Below are 15,670 nucleotides of genomic sequence, written 5' to 3'. Positions count from 1 at the left end.
GTGTTACCCTTGTGGGACGAAGTTCTCGGCAAAGAACTGATACCAGTTCCTGCCCATGATCCCGGCCACTTCGTCATCGTTCAGGCCGGTCGCGCGTAACCCTTGTTCGATGTTCCCAAAATCTCGGTTGTCCTGAAACCAGCCCGGCATGGGCGGAAAGCCTGGTGCCGAAGCGGATCCCTCGCCATAGTCGATTTCCTTGGTCCAGCGGCCAACCCGCATCCATTCCACAATGCTGTCGGGTTGATCCTGACACAGGTCTGTACCGATCCCCAGATGCTGCGCGCCGTATTTGTCGGCGGCGCGTGCGATCATCTCGCAAAAACTGTCCAGCGTGCAGTCGGATTTATCTTTCAGATGGTGGGGATAAACCGAAAAGCCAAGCATCCCGCCATTTTCCGTCACAGCACGAATGACATCGTCACGCTTGTTACGCAGCGCGGGCGACCAATCATACGGGTTCGCGTGAGTGATGGCTATGGGACGCTCGGACCATTCTGCGGCCTCGATGGTGGAACGGTCCGCCGAATGGCTCATGTCCACTACAAGACCTACGCGGTTCATCTCTTTGATCACCTGCTTGCCCATACGGGTGATGCCTGTGTCTTCGGCCTCATAACAGCCGGTCGCCAGCAAGGACTGGTTGTTATAGGTCAGCTGCATGAAACGGGCGCCAAGATCGTGCAGGATTTCGACTAGCCCGATATCGTCTTCGATGGGCGAGGGGTTCTGAAAGCCAAAGAACACAGCCGTCCGGCCCGTTTTACGAGCCGTATCGATATCGCTGGCCCAGCGCCCTTTCATGATCAGGTCCGGGTATTGTTCGAACCAGCGGTTCCATTTCTCGAAATTCAGAACCGTTTCGCGAAAGTTCTCGTGGTACGAGATGGTGACGTGGATCGCGTCCACGCCCCCGTCACGCAGTTGGCGGAAAATCTTTTCCGACCAGTTGGCATATTGTAGCCCGTCGATCCGCATCACACGGGGCCCGCGCTGATATAGGCGGTTTTGACCGTGGTATAGAACTCGGCCGCAGCCTTACCCTGTTCGCGTGGCCCGTAAGAGCTGTCGCCGCGGCCGCCAAAAGGCACGTGGTAGTCGGTGCCTGCAGTGGGCAGGTTCACAGTCACAACACCAGTGCGCGCATTGCGACGGAAATGCGTGGCGCGGGCCAGCGATTTGGTCACGATGCCCGAGGTCAGGCCAAAGTTGGTGTCGTTGACGACGCTCAGCGCTTCGTCATAGCTGCCAACCTTGATGACACAGGTCAGGGGCGCGAACATTTCTTCGCGGTTGATGCGCATGTCGTTGTTGGTGTTCAGAAACACGCCCGGCGACATGTAGAACCCGTCATGAGGCATCTCCAGCCGGGTTCCACCACAGGCCAGCTCGGCTCCTTCGGATTTGCCCAGATCAACATAGGCCAGGTTTTCGCTCAGCTGCTGTTGGCTGACGACGGGACCCATCTGCACGCCTTCCTCCAGCGCGTGGCCGACCTTCATCGCTTGCGCACCGGCCACCAGCTTTTCGACAAACGCGTCATGGATACCCGCATGCACGACAAGGCGCGAAGACGCCGTGCATTTCTGTCCGGTGCCGCCAAACGCTCCTCCCAATGCCAGAGTAACGGCCAGATCCAGATCGGCATCGTCCATCACAGCCAGCGCGTTTTTTGATCCCATTTCCATCTGAACTTTGGTCAGGTTCTGGATGGCGGCTGCTGCGATACCCTTGCCGACCGGGACTGACCCGGTAAAGGAAATTGCATTGACCTTGGGGCTTTCGACCAGGCGTTGCCCGATGCTGCGCCCCGAACCCATGACCAGACTGAACAGACCTTTGGGGATGTCCTGACGTTCGATGATTTCGGTCAGTGCGACAGCGGATGCCGGGGTGATGTTGGCGGGTTTCCACACAACCGCGTTGCCATAACACAGCGCCGGAGCAATCTTCCACGAGGCAGTCGCGGTAGGGAAGTTCCATGGGCTGATGATGGCGACAACGCCGACAGCTTCGCGGCGAACGTCTACTTCGATATCGGGGCGCACAGAATCCGCGTTCTCACCGATTTGACGCAGGCATTCAGCTGCGTAGTAGGTAAAGAACTGCCCGGCGCGGAACACTTCGCCTTTGCCTTCGGCCAGCGGCTTGCCTTCTTCGCGCGCCAAGAGCGTACCCAGTTCTTCGGCCCGGGCCATCATTTCATTGCCGATAGCGTTCAGAACAGCTTGCTTCCGTTCGATGCCATAGGCGGCCCATTCAGCCTGTGCGACACGGGCTTGATCCAGCGTCGCCTCAAGCTGGTCAGCGCTGGCCTGTGCAAACATGCCGACCAGATCGCTCAGGTCCGAAGGATTGCGGTTTTCGATTTCAGACTCACCTGCCAGCCATTCGCCAGCAATCAGATTCAGTTGTGTCACGTTACGCCCCAGTGCGATTTCATTTGACCTAGGATGGATTTTTTGGCGAACATCAGTCAAACTCAATTAAATGAAACAAATTGCAGAAAAATTGAAGTATGGCGATCAAGATTGAAACACTGCGCAGTTTTTGCACGGTTGTGCAGACTGGTAATCTGACCGAGGCCGCCGACCGTCTTGGGCGAACGCAATCGGCGGTGTCAATGACGCTGAAGCAGCTTGAGGAGCACCTGGGTAAGAAGCTGTTCGAGGGAGAGCGCAAAAATCGACTGTCAGAAGTGGGTCGGCAGGTTCATGATTTGGCTTTGAAGCAGGTCAGACAGTTCGATCAAACAGTTCAGGATATCGAGGCAATAGCCAGCGCAGAGTACGGCCTGTTGCGGATCGTGTCTGTGCCGTCGGTGGCGGCTCTTGCCTTTCCCAAGGTGCTGAGTCACATGAATAGCCATTTCCCCGATATCAGGATCGAGCTCCGCGATACCGATACACAGCAGGTACTGGACGCGGTTGTGCAAGGAAAAGCGGATATCGGTATTGCATCCGGGTATCTTGCGCTAAACGGGGTCACAGCCACGCCATTGTTCGAAGACAGGTTTGGGGTGGTTTGCACGGCTGCTCACCCGCTGGCACAGCAATCGGAGATGCCAACCATCGAACAGGTGGCTTCGGTTCCCTTCATACGCAATGCTCTGTGCGATCTGGTTCAGTCCCCGCGGTTTCACGCGGCGATTTCGAAGGCCGGTGTGACCATTCAGAACACCCATTCACTGATCGCATTGGTGCGCACCGAGGAATGGGTGACGGTTTTGCCGCAAACCGTTGCACGGTCTCTCCCTGAGGCTATCGTCTTCCGTCCTATCGCTGATCTCGAAGATCAAAGGCAGGTGTATCTTTATGTCTCGCAACGCTCGCGCTTTCAAACGCTGACGGACGCGTTTGGGGACTTCATCCTGAAGCAGGATCTTGTACTGGGATCTGAGGACTGACTGGATAAAACCTTTGCCCTCGTCTGAGATGGCGCCGCGTAGAAGATATTACTGGCAGACAAGCCCACTCAAGAATCGGCTGTACCTGTTTCAGGCGTCATATCGATCAAGATCAGAATAAACCGAAACTAACCTGCGAGAAAGCCGCATAAATCGATTTGTGGCATCTTGCTCTTGATGGGCTATATGTCGGCATGTTTGAATTTTCATGTCACACCGGCGCGCCCGGGTATTGGCTGAAAAGGGGGATGGAACCTCATCCCGATATCGTTTGACAGGCTCACCGCTGCCCCTAGGGTAAGAAGAACAGCGCCTCGAACGTCCAACACGGAGAAATAATATGAACAAACTCAATATGTTACTGGGAGGCGCGTCGATGATGGTCGCTGTGCCTGCTTTTGCTGCTGACATTGTGATCGGTGTGCCGAACTGGCCATCGGTAAATGCAACAGCGCACATTCTAAAGGTTGCGATCGAACAAAATCTGGGGCTAGAGGTCGAGCTTCAGAATGGCACCAACCCGATCGTGTTCGAGGCGATGGATTCCGGCGCCATGCACGTACACCCCGAAGTGTGGATGCCGAACCAGCAGAACCTGCATGACACCTATGTAACCGAAAAGGGTACAGTTACCTTCAATTCCAATGGCGTTGAGGCGTTTCAAGGAATGTGTGTCGACAAGGCGACCGCTGATGCCAATGATATCCGGTCCATTGACGACCTGACCAATCCCGACATCGCGGCACTGTTCGACAGCAATGGCGACGGGCAGGGCGAAGTATGGATCGGTGCCCCCGGTTGGGCGTCGACCAATGTCGAGAAAATCCGGGCCAAATCATATGGCTATGACCAGGTCATGGAACTGACCGAGATAGACGAAACCGTCGCCTATGCGAACCTTGATAACGCGATCAAAGCGGGTGAGCCTTGGGTGGGTTTCTGCTATACGCCGCATTACGTGTTTGAACTTCATGATCTTCAGATCCTGGAAGAGCCAGCCTATGACGCGGCAAAATGGAATGTCCTGCAGCCCACGGATGATCCGGATTGGCTGGAGAAATCCGAAGCAGGTGTCGCCTGGGATTTGGCCTATCTGCACCTTCACTATGCCAAATCTCTTGAGGATGAGTACCCCGAGGTTGCTCGGCTGTTGTCCAACATGAAACTGGATACTGCCGCTGTCTCGGCCATGACTTATGCGCTTGTCATAGATGGCAAAGAGCCGCTCGCATATGCCGAAGAATGGGTCGGTGCGAACGAAGATGCGGTTCTGAACTGGATGTCAGAGTGATCGGTAACGCTCGGAACTGAATTACAGATAGGCCGCCGGGAATGCCTGGCGGCCTGTTTTGCATTGAAGGGGCAAGTATGACCGAAACAGTCGTTAAACTGACAGATGTCTGGAAGATTTTCGGTGCGCGGGCAGAGGAGGCCATGACCGCAGTACGGGATGAAGGGATTGGAAAGCCTGAAGTTCTTGAAAGGTATAATTGTGTGGTCGGCGTACAGGGTGCGTCTTTCGAAGTTCCGCGCGGCGAAATCTTCTGCATTATGGGTCTTTCGGGATCCGGGAAATCCACGCTGGTGCGCCACGTGAACCGCTTGATCGAGCCGACCTCAGGCAAGATCGAGATTCTGGGCCAAGACGTATCCAAAATATCCGAGGCTGAACTGCGCCGTATCCGCGCGCAGCAGATCGGGATGGTTTTCCAGCATATGGCGCTGATGCCGCACAGATCTGTCAGAGACAATGTGGCCTATCCTTTGGAAATTCGAAAAGTGTCCAAATCCAAGCGCTGGGCCGTCTCGGACCATGCGCTGGGTTTGGTGGACCTGACCGGGTACGAAGATCGCCTGCCCAAAGAATTGTCGGGCGGGATGCAGCAGCGTGTTGGAATTGCCCGCGCGCTGGCCTCTGATCCGGAAATCCTGTTAATGGACGAGCCCTTTTCTGCGCTCGATCCGCTGATCAGGCTGCAGTTGCAGGACCAGTTCAAAGCGCTGGTCGCCCAGTTGCAGAAAACCACATTGTTCATCACCCATGATCTGGACGAAGCTATCCGCATTGGCCACCGGATTGCGATCATGAAAGATGGTGTCATCGTTCAGATCGGCACACCGGAAGACATCGTGATGAATCCGGCTGACGACTATGTGCGCGAGTTTGTTCAGGGCATATCCAAGCTGAAACTGGTCAAGGCACACTCGATCATGGAGCCGCTGGACAGCTATTCCGGCCCGACCGACGGCGCGCCGCGCGCGGATGAGGGGGCCGATCTGGATCAGCTGATCGACCTTGCCGTCAACACGGACCTGCCGGTGATCATCACCGATGCAGGGCAAGACGTAGGCGTCGTCACCAAACCGCGCCTGCTGCGCGGAATTCAGGGGGGCAAAAATGACTGATGCAACCACCGAAGTGAAAGTCACCGCCGCCTCGGATATCGAGGTCGACCACGAGGCGCTGGATCGCTCGATCCACGAATTCACAGGTCCGAACGGGGACTATTACGTCAGGGCGTTTCACAAGATCCATGACGCAACCAGTGCGGTTCCGAATACGTTCAACCGCTGGGCTGCGGTTCTGGGGCCATTTTGGTCGGCATCGCGGGCGATATGGGGGATGTTCTGGACCTTCCTGATCCTTGAAATCATCGCCTGGGTACAGATCGGGCGCGGTGCCTGGGGCAACCCGGGTGCTGATATGGCGGAACGTGCCGAACGTCAGCAAGCGCGCGCAGACGAGCTGTTGGCCCGGGCGGCTGACGCGACAGAAAAGGCCGATATCGACCGCTTTACCAAGCTGGCAGAGAACATCCAGAAAGCCGCCGATACCAGCTTTGGAAAAGCCGCGGCCGCGCAGTCTGAAGCGCTGAGCATCATGATCACCGGATTGCTGATGCTGCTGGTCTTCAAACTGGCACAGGGCTTCTATGCCGACCGCGTCTATGAAAAACAGTATTCAAAATGGCGGACCGATCCGGACAGTACCGAAAGTGGTCAGTCCAGGCGAAATATGGTGCTGGGGGCTGTGCTTGTTGCGGCGATTGGGCCGTTGATTGTCTACAAATTCACGGTCAATGCGTCGATGGCCATGTTGGATGCATTCCCCGAAAAAGAAGTGTCCGCACTGATATTGGGTGAGGGCGGCGGGACCCTGTTTTCAAACCTTGCAAGTTGGATGGAGGCGCAGATAGATGCGGCCGCTCTTGCTGGCGGGGACGTATTCGATGGGATCGTCGCTGGGGTTCGGTCGGTTCTGGATGCCCTGACCATTGCGCTGATCGGGTCGCCTTGGCCGGTTGTGATGTTGGTGATATGTGTGACGGCTTGGCGGGCTGCAGGCCCCCGAGTGGCGATCTTCACGGCGTCTTCATTGGCCTATATCGCCTTGCTGGGATATTGGGATGTGGCGATGGAAACCGTGGCGCTGGTCGGTGCGGCGGTGCTGTTATGCGTTGTTTTTGGCATTCCACTGGGCATTTGGTTTGGCAAGTCCAGGCGTGCCTACCGCGCGGCAGAGCCCGTGCTGGACTTGATGCAGACTTTGCCGGCCTTCGTCTATCTGATCCCGATTATCGCCTTCTTTGGCACCGGCAACCCGCCCGGCATTCTGGCCACGATCATCTTTGGCATGCCGCCGGTCATCCGACTGACCGCGCTGGGCATGCGCGGGGTGCCCGACAGTATCAAAGAGGCTGCTGTGGCCTTTGGGGCTTCGAAATGGCAGTTGCTGAAGGATGTCGAGATACCTCTGGCCTTGCCGTCGATCATGACCGGGGTGAACCAGACCATCCTAATGTGCCTATCGATGGTGGTGATCATTTCGCTGATCGGTGGCGGAGGGCTGGGCAAGGAAATCCTTGAGGCGTTGCAATACGCAGCCAAGGGGCCCGGCCTGTTGGGCGGCTTTGCCATTTTGTTCCTTGCTATGGTCATGGACCGTATTGTTCAGGGTGCATTCCGGCGAGAAGACGAAAGAATCTGAACTTCTATGCCCTCGGCCCAGGCCGGGGGCATTTTTTTACCGGAGGATGAAATGGTCGACCGCTATGAGCAGTCCATGATGGACAATTTGTACTGGTGGGGCATACCGACGATGTTTCGCTGTCCCAATATCGGACCCGAGGGGCAGGATATTGCACTTGTCGGTGTGCCGCATTCGACCGGAAACGGGACAACCGAAAGGGATCAGCATCTGGGCCCGCGCGCCTTGCGGAATGTCTCGGCGGTACAGCGCAGGGTCCATTCGGTTTTTGAGATCGACCCCTGGAGCCGCGCCAAGATTGCCGATGTCGGCGATGTACCCTTTCCGCGCGCCAACGACAACGAAGACTGCATCGAACGCATTACCGCCTTTTACAAGGACATAGATGCGGCAGGTGCGCGCCCGGTATCCGTTGGCGGTGACCATTCCATTACCGGCGGGATCGTACAGGCGCTGGGATGTGGGAAGCTGGCTGGAGGAGAGCCGATTAGTTTTCTGCATCTGGATGCCCATACGGATGTGTTTACAAAGGTCGATCACTTTTTGGGGGCAAAGAAATCGGCAGCCCATTGGGGGGCTTATCTGGCCGATCAGGGGCAGGTTGATCCAGCCCGTTCGATGCAAATCGGCCTGCGAGGCCATCCGCGCAGCCTGGACTGGCTGCAGCCTTCTTACGACTATGGGTACAACATCGTCACCATGCGCGAATTCCGTCAGCGCGGGCTTGCAGATGTAGTGGCGCAGACCAAAGAGGTTCTAGGCGAACGACCGGTCTATATTACCTTCGATCTGGATTGCCTTGATCCGACAATCGCTCCGGCGGTTTCTAATCTGGAACCGGGCGAAAAGGGGTTCGATATTGATGAGGCCGTGGGTATCCTGCGTGCCGCGCGCGGTTTGAACATTGTCGGCGGTGACGTTGTTTGCATGATGCCGACTAAGGACAGCCCCAACAACATCACCGCCCTGACCGCGGCGGCGGTGATGTTCGAGATGATCTCGATGATTGCCGAAAACACCGGTTAGCGGCGGGCGTCTACGGCCTGTGCCAGAACACACAGTAGCTCGAACATCAGTGAGATGCCCAGCCAGGCCGTGCCCCCAGCGGCATCGAAGGGGGGCGCGACCTCAACCAGATCAGCGCCGACCAGATTGACGCCGCTTAACTGGCGGATCACCTGCTGCGCCTGAAAACTGTTCGGCCCGCCGATCTCTGGCGTGCCGGTGCCGGGGGCATAGGTGGGGTCCACAAAGTCGATGTCATAGGTGCAATAGGTCTGACCTGTTCCGACGATCTCCCGCACCTCCGCCATGACATCGTCAATGCCGCGGTCGAACAGTTCTTCGATGCGGATGATGCGGATGCCCTGTGCCTCGGCCCAATCGATATCGTCTGTGTTATAGGCCGTCCCGCGTATGCCGACTTGGACAAAGCGCTTGGGGTCCACAAGGCCCTCTTCAACGGCACGACGAAACGGTGTGCCATGGGTGTATTTGTAGCCACCGAAATAGCTGTCGAACAGGTCGGTGTGGCTGTCGAATTGAATAAGGCCTAACGGCTCCGACTTGGCCAGAGCACGCAAGACGGGCAGGGTGGTCAGGTGGTCGCCGCCCGCGGTTAGCGGCGTTATGCCCCGTTCGGTCAGATCGTCATAGAAAGACGTGACTCGGTTCATGGTGTCTTCGATGTCCACCGGGTTCGGCGCGACATCACCCAGATCGGCGCAATTCACCATAGTAAAAGGGGCTACACCGGTGACCGGGTTCATTGCGCGGATCATGGTCGAATAGTCGCGCAACTGCCGAGGCCCATGCCGCGCGCCTGGGCGGTTTGTGGTGCCGCCATCCCACGGGATCCCGATGATCCCAATATCAACTTCGTTGATCCGGTCGTCCTTGGGGGTCAGTTCGGGAAGGCGCATGAACGTGGGGACACCAGCGAAACGCGCAAGCTCCATTGCCGAGACCGGCTGAAAGAAGGGATTTGTCATGAGGGCCTCATCTGAGTGTATGTGCTGCAAGCCTACTGGCTAGAGTCGGTCGACGTAAGTCTAATACAGAATGCGAAACCGTCTGCGGATTTCAGTGTCCTGTTCTTCGGTCAGGTATTGCGGATGATGTCGTGCCAGGATGTCCTTTGCGTGCCGGCGGGCAACCGTCCACGCATCGGCGGCCCCTTCGGTTTGCCATGTTCGGGGTTCGTTCCGGTCAGCCAGCGCTGGATAGAAGTAGTCCCGTTCCATCGCAGCATAGGTGTGGGCGCTTCCCAGAAAATGACCGTCGCCCAATACCGCATGACAAATGGCGTCGAATCCCAGGTTTTCGTCGGTCACTTCGATGCCGCGCAAAGCGCGATAGGTGTGAGAGTGCATTTCGTCGTCAAGGACGAACCCTTCGAAACTGACGCCCAGCAACGAAGCGGTCATGCCCGAGCTTTCGTAGATCAGATTGCCCCCGGCCAGCGCTGCAGCCAGCGAGGTCATTCCTTTCTCGGCCCCGTACTGTGCGTCGACAGCTTTGGCATCAGTCATCGAGGCGGCCACTCCCGAAGGCAGCCCCAGCGCGTTAGTGATCTGTGCCGACGCCGCGTTCAGGATGGCGGTCTCACCGCTGCCACCTGCGAAGGATCCTGTGCGTAAATCAACAATGAAAGGCCAGTTCGAAAACACCATCGGAAACCCAGGCTTGATCGCGTTGACCATAACAAGGCTGGCCAGTGTCTCGGCCAAAGATTGCGCCAGAAACCCGGCAAGTGTTGCAGGGGCGGTAGCGCCTGCCTGTGCAGCGGTAATGCAGGACATCGGGATATTATGGGCGATACATTCATAGACAACGTCCACCGCATCTTCGCCATAACGCAGTGGTGAAATCACCGGACTTATGTGGGCTTTCAGGAACGGCCGCTTGGCAAACTCGCCTGGCCCGCCTGCAACGATGTCGAGCATTTCGACGATCGGGGCCACATGTTCGGCAAGGGTAAACGACGTGGCAATCGGTTTGGTGGTATTGCGAACCAGAGCGTAAACCGTGTTCGCGTCCAGATCGAAAACATCTGGCAGATCAGTCGCGACACAGCAGCGCGTAAACCAGCTGACATTGGCCAGCGTATCCTGAAGCCGCGTGAAATCATGCAGATCGGCCAACGTGGAGGGGCGATAGTGGCCGCTCTCCAGATCCAGCGTCTGCACCGCCGCGCCGCCGGTGCCAAAGAACACACGATTTCCGCCCACTTCGATCGAGCGCGCTTCGTCCCGGCCATGAAACGAGAAAGTCTTGGCAGCGGACCCAATAGCGTCTTCAACCATGTTTCGAGGAAATAGCAGCCGCCCTTGCTGTCCGGTTTGTGCACCGGCTGACCGCAGATCGTTGGCCAGCCTGTCCGGGACCTCGCCCATGCCGAGAGTTTCCAGAAGCCTTAAGGCGGTATTGTATATTTGTTTGACTTCGGACTGTGTCAAAGGTTGAAAGCGACCGCCGGCTTGCCCGGGGGGGCACGGATCTATGGCGGGCTCTGCTGCGCGTTGCGCAAGACGCGCATTTCGACCGCTTCTTTTACTGCCCTTTGACAACGCCCAATCCTTTTCATGTCAGAATTCCCGGAACCGTAAAGGGCGATGCGGGGTCTCTGCAAAAGGGAAATGCGCCTTTCAGAATCCTCAATCGTAGTTTCGATTTTTCAGCACAAGCCATTCGTAAGCTGTTGCGAAGACCCGTTTTCAGCAAAAACCTATTGGGGTTCAGAGGAGCAAAGCCAATGAAGTCGCGGACAAAAGTAGTGGTAATTGGTGGCGGGATCGCAGGGTGCTCAACTCTGTATCACCTGACGCAAGAAGGATGGGCAGATGTCGTCCTGGTCGAACGAAACGAGTTGACCTCTGGTACCACCTGGCATTCAGCCGCGCAGGTGACGAATTTCGGAACCAACCAGACTATGGTTGGGCTGAAATCCCATTCGATCAAGCTGTACCAAGATCTGGCGGCCAACCCGGACTATCCCATCAACTACCATCATGGCGATGGCGGGATCAGGCTGGCGAATACCGAAGCGCAGATGCAGGGATACCGTCACTTCGCGTCGATGGCCCGGGGGATGGGTGTCCAATTCGAGGTTATCGATGCCGAAGAATGTGCCCGGCGGCACCCTCTGATTTCGACCGAAAACCTAATTGGCGGGCTGTGGGATCCTTTGGACGGGGATATTGATCCGGCTCAGCTGTGTCAGGCGTTGGCCCGGGCTGCACGTTTGGACGGGGCCGAGGTGTACCGGAATACCCCGGTTGTCGGGTTGACCCAACACAAGGATGAAACCTGGACGGTGCAGACCGAATACGGTGATATCGACTGTGACATCGTGGTGAATGCCTGCGGATATCGTGTAAACGAAGTGGGCGCCTTGATGGGGGTGCACCACCCCGTGGCCTCGATGGAGCATCAGTATTTTCTGACGGAAGAAATTCCTGCAATCCGCGATGCCGGCAACCGAATGCCTTTGCTGCGATGTCCGATCAGCGATTTCTACTGTCGACAAGAAAAGAACGGCCTCTTGCTGGGGTTCTATGAACAGGGCTGCAAGACCTGGGGCATGGACGGGATCGATCCAAATTTTGTAAATGCGCTTTGCCCGGACGATCTGGACCGCGTGTCGGACGTACTGGAAGGCGCTTTTGCTCGGATGCCTGCGCTGTTAGAGGCCGGGATTCACACGGTCGTCAACGGGCCGATAACCTATACGATTGATGGTGCACCACTTGTCGGGCCGATCCCGGGCAAGCGCAACGCCTTCTGTATCATCGGCCTGCGGGCTGGATTGGGTGAGGGCGGTGGCCATGGTTGGCTGTTGGCCCAGCAGATTGTGCATGGAGAGGCCTGTTATGACACCTGGTGCCTGGACCCGCGCCGGTTCACGGGCCACGCAAATGTGGAATTGACGGCGCTAAAGGCAGTTGAAGATTACCAGAATGAATTCCGCTTTCACCTCCCGCATGAACACCGCCCTGCAGGAAGGCCCGCCAAGACCACGGCGCTGACCCCGGTTCTAGCGGCCGAGGGCGCCGAATTCACTGTCGTCAACGGATGGGAAAGGGTGGATTACATCAAGCCTGACCCAAGCTTTGAACCGACCCTCAGTTTCGATTTTGACGAAACCTATGATCTGGTCGGGGCCGAGGTGGCAAATGTTCAGTCCAATGTCGGGTTGTCCGAGGTGAATGGTTTCAACCGTATCGAGATTACCGGCGCGGATCGGCATGCCTTTCTGGATCGTCTGTTTTGCGGTGCTGTCACGCGCCGCGACGGCAGGGTTGGGCTGGGCTATCTTTTGAACCATCACGGGATGGTCAAAGCCGAAGCGACTGTGGCGAACCTGCCCGCCAGCGATCGCGGCCCTGCCCGGGTCTGGTATGGCTCGGCGGCGGCAAGTGAATTCCACGATATGGATTGGCTAAAGCATAACCGCTACCCTGATGAAGACGTGCATTTACGCAGTCTGACCAACGACTACACCATTCTGATCCTTGCCGGCCCGAAATCACGTGATGTGCTGGCGTCCAGCGCGCGCGGTGATTGGTCCCCGGCAGTTTTTCCATGGCTGAGCGTCAGGGAGTGCTTTGTTGGCTTCGCTCCGGCAACGGTGATGGCGGTAAGTTTTTCTGGCGAACTTGCATATGAAATCCATGTTCCCAACCCTTCGCTTTATAGCGCATATCTGGCGCTGCGGCGGGCTGGAGAGCGCTTCGGCCTCAAGTTGTTTGGCGCTCGGGCGATCGACTCCATGCGGATGGAAAAAACGTTCCTGCACTGGAAGGCTGATTTGATCACCGAGTTTGATCCTTTTGAAACAGGTCTGAGTCGGTTTGTGAGGTTGGAAAAGGGCGACTTCATCGGGCGCGATGCCCTGCTGAACCGTGATGCTGATGGGCCGCGGAGAAAACTCGTGCCGCTCCGGTTGGAAAGCGAACAGGGATCTGCCCATGCCGGGGCTTCGCTGATGCTGGGTGACACGGTTGTCGGGACAATCACCTCGGGCGAGTGGGGGCACCGCACCGGCTTCAATCTTGCCCATGGATTTGTCGATCCGCAACTTGCAGAAATCGGGTGCAAGATAGAGTTGGATCACTGTGGAATACGGGTCAACGCAACGGTGATCGCACCTTCGCCCTATGACCCGGACCATAGCAGGCTCCGGGCTTGACGCAGAACGGTTTGCAAGTTCCTCATTGCAATGAGGGGCGTTCTTTGTTTCGCTAGTTTTGATGTAATCGAAACAACGGACTGTAAATGTGCCAAAGTCGCTAAGCCTCCGCTGGCTGGAAGTTTTTCAGTTGGTCGCAAAGTCAGGATCGATCCAACAGGTCGCATCGGAAACCGGTTTGTCTATCAGCACAGTTTCCAATCACCTACGAAGCCTTGAGACCGCATTGGGCATTGATTTGGTGGATCACGGGCGTCGTCCAATGGGTCTGACACCTGCCGGTGAAGTCTATGCGCGCCATGTCCGCGATGGGCTGATCGTTTTGAAAAAGGCCGAGGCGGAGATCCGGTCGGGTAACTGGCGCCATGCGACGGATTTGAGGCTGGCACTGATTGATGATTTCGACAATCAAATCTCGCCAGACTTGTTTCGGTTTCTTGCGCATGCTTTGCCGCGCTGCAGTTTTCGGCATTTCACACGCCCCAGCCATGAGATCATTGCCAAGTTACAGGAACACAAGCTGGATGCAGGGGTGGCGACCCGACCGTTCGAACGGACCGAGGGCCTGATCGAATACCCGTTGATGCGCGACCCTTTTATCGTTGTTTTGCCCGGAGCGTTCAGTGGCATGCCCGAGGAGATGTTTTCATCAAACGCAGAATTGCCGTTGCTGCGCTATTCGCGTGATTACGTGATCGGCAAGCAAATTGAGATACAGCTCAGGCGAGGTAAATTTGATCTGCCCAACAGGTTCGAACTGGAATGCAATCAGTCGATCATAGGATTGGTCGCTGAAGGCACCGGTTGGACCATCACCACGGCCGCAAGTTTTCATAGGGCCCACAGATTTCACGACCAAGTTCGGGTGGTGCCATTTCCCGGCCGAAACTTTGTAAGAACAGTGTCTTTATTCACGACCGACGTATACCCCGAGACCACTTCGAAGCTAATCCAGAGAGCGATGGGAAAGCTTATTCGTCAACATTTTACCGACCCGATGTGCGCAAGTCACGCCTGGTTGAAAGGTGAGTTTCGCACCATGGAGAACGAGGCCGCCTGAAGTCAGCCGGGGCGCCCCAGCGATTGGCGTTCGACCAAATTGGTTCGCAACTGTACATTGCAACTTTCGGTGGGCTTTTCGATCAATCCAACCAGTTCCAGCGCAGCCCGTCGACCCATTTCCCGATGTGGGACATGCACGGTCGTCAAGCCTGGATCGGTGATCTGCGCCAGTTCGATATCGTCGAACCCTGTGACGGAGACGTCCTGAGGAACTCTAAGCCCCATCTCCTTGGCCCGGCGCGACGCACCGATAGCCAGAACATCGTTCCCGCACAGCACCGCTGTTGGTCGATCTTGCCGAGACATCAGACGGGAAAACGCCTCTGCCCCGTTTTCGATTTCATATGGCGTTTCTACGATCGTCAGCCGGTCATTTGGGATGTTGTTGCGGCGCATTGCTTCTTGCACCCCTTCGATCCTCAGTCGGGCACGGTCGTTTCCGGTGCTGACACCAGAAATCATACCCAGGGTTCGGTGACCCAGCTTGATCACTTGATTTGCCAGTTCAGCCATGGCCGCACGGTTGTCAAATCCGACCGAAGGGACTGGTGCGTCTGCCTGAAACGACCACGCTATCAGAACCGGAATCCTGCGCTTTGCGAGATAGTCATAGATCCGCGAGTCTCGATCATGCCCGATCAGCAGCAACCCATCCGCCCCCCGTGCGACCAGGTTGCGTATCTGCTCTTCTTCGATCTCAGGCTGATAGGCCGAACTAGAGACAAGCAGGGTATAGCCATGCTGGCGCAGCTCTTCCTGAAAGGCCTGAAGTCCACGCGCAAAGATCGCGTTTTCCATGGTGGGAATGATGGCGCCGATGGTGTGCGATCGTCTGGCAGCCATAACACGTGCGGCAAAATTTGGCGTGTATCCCAAAGCGTCAACGGCAGACTGAACCCGATCACGCGTAGCCTGCACCACCAGGCTCGGAGAATTGAGGCAACGTGAAACCGTGGCGGTCGATACGCCCGCGAGTTTCGCAACATCCTCCAGGGTCGGTGCAGTTTTTGCCTTTGGCATTGTC

At 56.7% G+C, this 15,670-nt stretch carries 12 protein-coding genes; 7 read left to right on the top strand and 5 right to left on the bottom strand.

What is annotated here, in order from left to right; genetic code table 11:
* Nucleotides 1–3 precede the first annotated feature (3 nt).
* A complete protein-coding gene (locus AC2FJW_RS04145; RefSeq protein WP_496749292.1) occupies nt 4–978 on the bottom strand; it encodes a membrane dipeptidase in 975 nt (324 codons plus the stop codon).
* Complete coding sequence (locus AC2FJW_RS04140) at nt 978–2,420, bottom strand: aldehyde dehydrogenase family protein (protein ID WP_142637761.1); 1,443 nt, start codon at nt 2,418–2,420, stop codon at nt 978–980. Before AC2FJW_RS04140 ends, AC2FJW_RS04145 begins: the two co-directional genes overlap by 1 nt.
* A gap of 98 nt (nt 2,421–2,518) precedes the next feature.
* Between AC2FJW_RS04140 and AC2FJW_RS04135 the strand changes: the two genes are divergently transcribed.
* The 5 genes from AC2FJW_RS04135 (at nt 2,519) to AC2FJW_RS04115 (ending at nt 8,420) form a co-directional block, all read left to right on the top strand.
* On the top strand, nt 2,519–3,406 hold the full coding sequence (locus AC2FJW_RS04135; RefSeq protein ID WP_142637763.1) for a LysR family transcriptional regulator: 888 nt from the start codon (nt 2,519–2,521) through the stop codon (nt 3,404–3,406).
* Nucleotides 3,407–3,746: 340 nt separating this feature from the next.
* On the top strand, nt 3,747–4,697 hold the full coding sequence (locus AC2FJW_RS04130; RefSeq protein WP_496705558.1) for an ABC transporter substrate-binding protein: 951 nt from the start codon (nt 3,747–3,749) through the stop codon (nt 4,695–4,697).
* A gap of 77 nt (nt 4,698–4,774) precedes the next feature.
* The gene (locus AC2FJW_RS04125) at nt 4,775–5,812 is read left to right on the top strand and encodes a quaternary amine ABC transporter ATP-binding protein (protein ID WP_496705557.1); all 1,038 of its coding nucleotides are present in this window, start codon (nt 4,775–4,777) and stop codon (nt 5,810–5,812) included.
* On the top strand, nt 5,805–7,394 hold the full coding sequence (locus tag AC2FJW_RS04120) for an ABC transporter permease (RefSeq protein ID WP_496749291.1): 1,590 nt from the start codon (nt 5,805–5,807) through the stop codon (nt 7,392–7,394). Before AC2FJW_RS04125 ends, AC2FJW_RS04120 begins: the two co-directional genes overlap by 8 nt.
* Nucleotides 7,395–7,445: 51 nt before the next feature.
* On the top strand, nt 7,446–8,420 hold the full coding sequence (locus AC2FJW_RS04115; RefSeq protein WP_496701259.1) for an arginase family protein: 975 nt from the start codon (nt 7,446–7,448) through the stop codon (nt 8,418–8,420).
* On the opposite strand, the gene AC2FJW_RS04110 is transcribed toward AC2FJW_RS04115, so the two are convergent.
* Both AC2FJW_RS04110 and AC2FJW_RS04105 read right to left on the bottom strand, forming a co-directional pair.
* Nucleotides 8,417–9,385 (bottom strand): agmatinase, encoded by a 969-nt coding sequence (locus AC2FJW_RS04110; protein WP_496702310.1) that lies wholly within the window; start codon nt 9,383–9,385, stop codon nt 8,417–8,419. The genes AC2FJW_RS04115 and AC2FJW_RS04110 overlap by 4 nt on opposite strands.
* A gap of 60 nt (nt 9,386–9,445) precedes the next feature.
* Entirely contained in the window at nt 9,446–10,963 is a 1,518-nt protein-coding gene (locus AC2FJW_RS04105) for a trimethylamine methyltransferase family protein (RefSeq protein WP_496749290.1), read from the bottom strand.
* Between the two features lie 185 nt (nt 10,964–11,148).
* Here AC2FJW_RS04105 and AC2FJW_RS04100 point away from each other — a divergent pair, with 185 nt between their 5' ends.
* Entirely contained in the window at nt 11,149–13,584 is a 2,436-nt protein-coding gene (locus tag AC2FJW_RS04100) for a GcvT family protein (protein ID WP_496749289.1), read from the top strand.
* An 88-nt stretch (nt 13,585–13,672) separates the two neighbouring features.
* Entirely contained in the window at nt 13,673–14,644 is a 972-nt protein-coding gene (locus AC2FJW_RS04095) for a LysR family transcriptional regulator (RefSeq protein ID WP_271949993.1), read from the top strand.
* Nucleotides 14,645–14,646: 2 nt separating this feature from the next.
* Here the strand turns inward: AC2FJW_RS04095 and AC2FJW_RS04090 are convergent, their stop codons facing one another.
* On the bottom strand, nt 14,647–15,666 hold the full coding sequence (locus AC2FJW_RS04090) for a LacI family DNA-binding transcriptional regulator (RefSeq protein ID WP_142637781.1): 1,020 nt from the start codon (nt 15,664–15,666) through the stop codon (nt 14,647–14,649).
* Between the last annotated feature and the right edge of the window lie 4 nt (nt 15,667–15,670).

The sequence above is a fragment of the Ruegeria sp. CDSA020 genome, from assembly GCF_059612345.1.
This window is presented reverse-complemented; position numbering and strand designations above follow the sequence as displayed.

What these genes read in the sequence shown, in the direction of transcription:
- AC2FJW_RS04145 (WP_496749292.1), bottom strand. Translation starts at nt 978, where the DNA reads ATGCGGATCGACGGGCTACAATATGCCAACTGGTCGGAAAAGATTTTC.
- AC2FJW_RS04135 (WP_142637763.1), top strand. Translation starts at nt 2,519, where the DNA reads ATGGCGATCAAGATTGAAACACTGCGCAGTTTTTGCACGGTTGTGCAG.
- AC2FJW_RS04130 (WP_496705558.1), top strand. Translation starts at nt 3,747, where the DNA reads ATGAACAAACTCAATATGTTACTGGGAGGCGCGTCGATGATGGTCGCT.
- AC2FJW_RS04125 (WP_496705557.1), top strand. Translation starts at nt 4,775, where the DNA reads ATGACCGAAACAGTCGTTAAACTGACAGATGTCTGGAAGATTTTCGGT.
- AC2FJW_RS04120 (WP_496749291.1), top strand. Translation starts at nt 5,805, where the DNA reads ATGACTGATGCAACCACCGAAGTGAAAGTCACCGCCGCCTCGGATATC.
- AC2FJW_RS04115 (WP_496701259.1), top strand. Translation starts at nt 7,446, where the DNA reads ATGGTCGACCGCTATGAGCAGTCCATGATGGACAATTTGTACTGGTGG.
- AC2FJW_RS04110 (WP_496702310.1), bottom strand. Translation starts at nt 9,385, where the DNA reads ATGACAAATCCCTTCTTTCAGCCGGTCTCGGCAATGGAGCTTGCGCGT.
- AC2FJW_RS04100 (WP_496749289.1), top strand. Translation starts at nt 11,149, where the DNA reads ATGAAGTCGCGGACAAAAGTAGTGGTAATTGGTGGCGGGATCGCAGGG.
- AC2FJW_RS04090 (WP_142637781.1), bottom strand. Translation starts at nt 15,666, where the DNA reads ATGCCAAAGGCAAAAACTGCACCGACCCTGGAGGATGTTGCGAAACTC.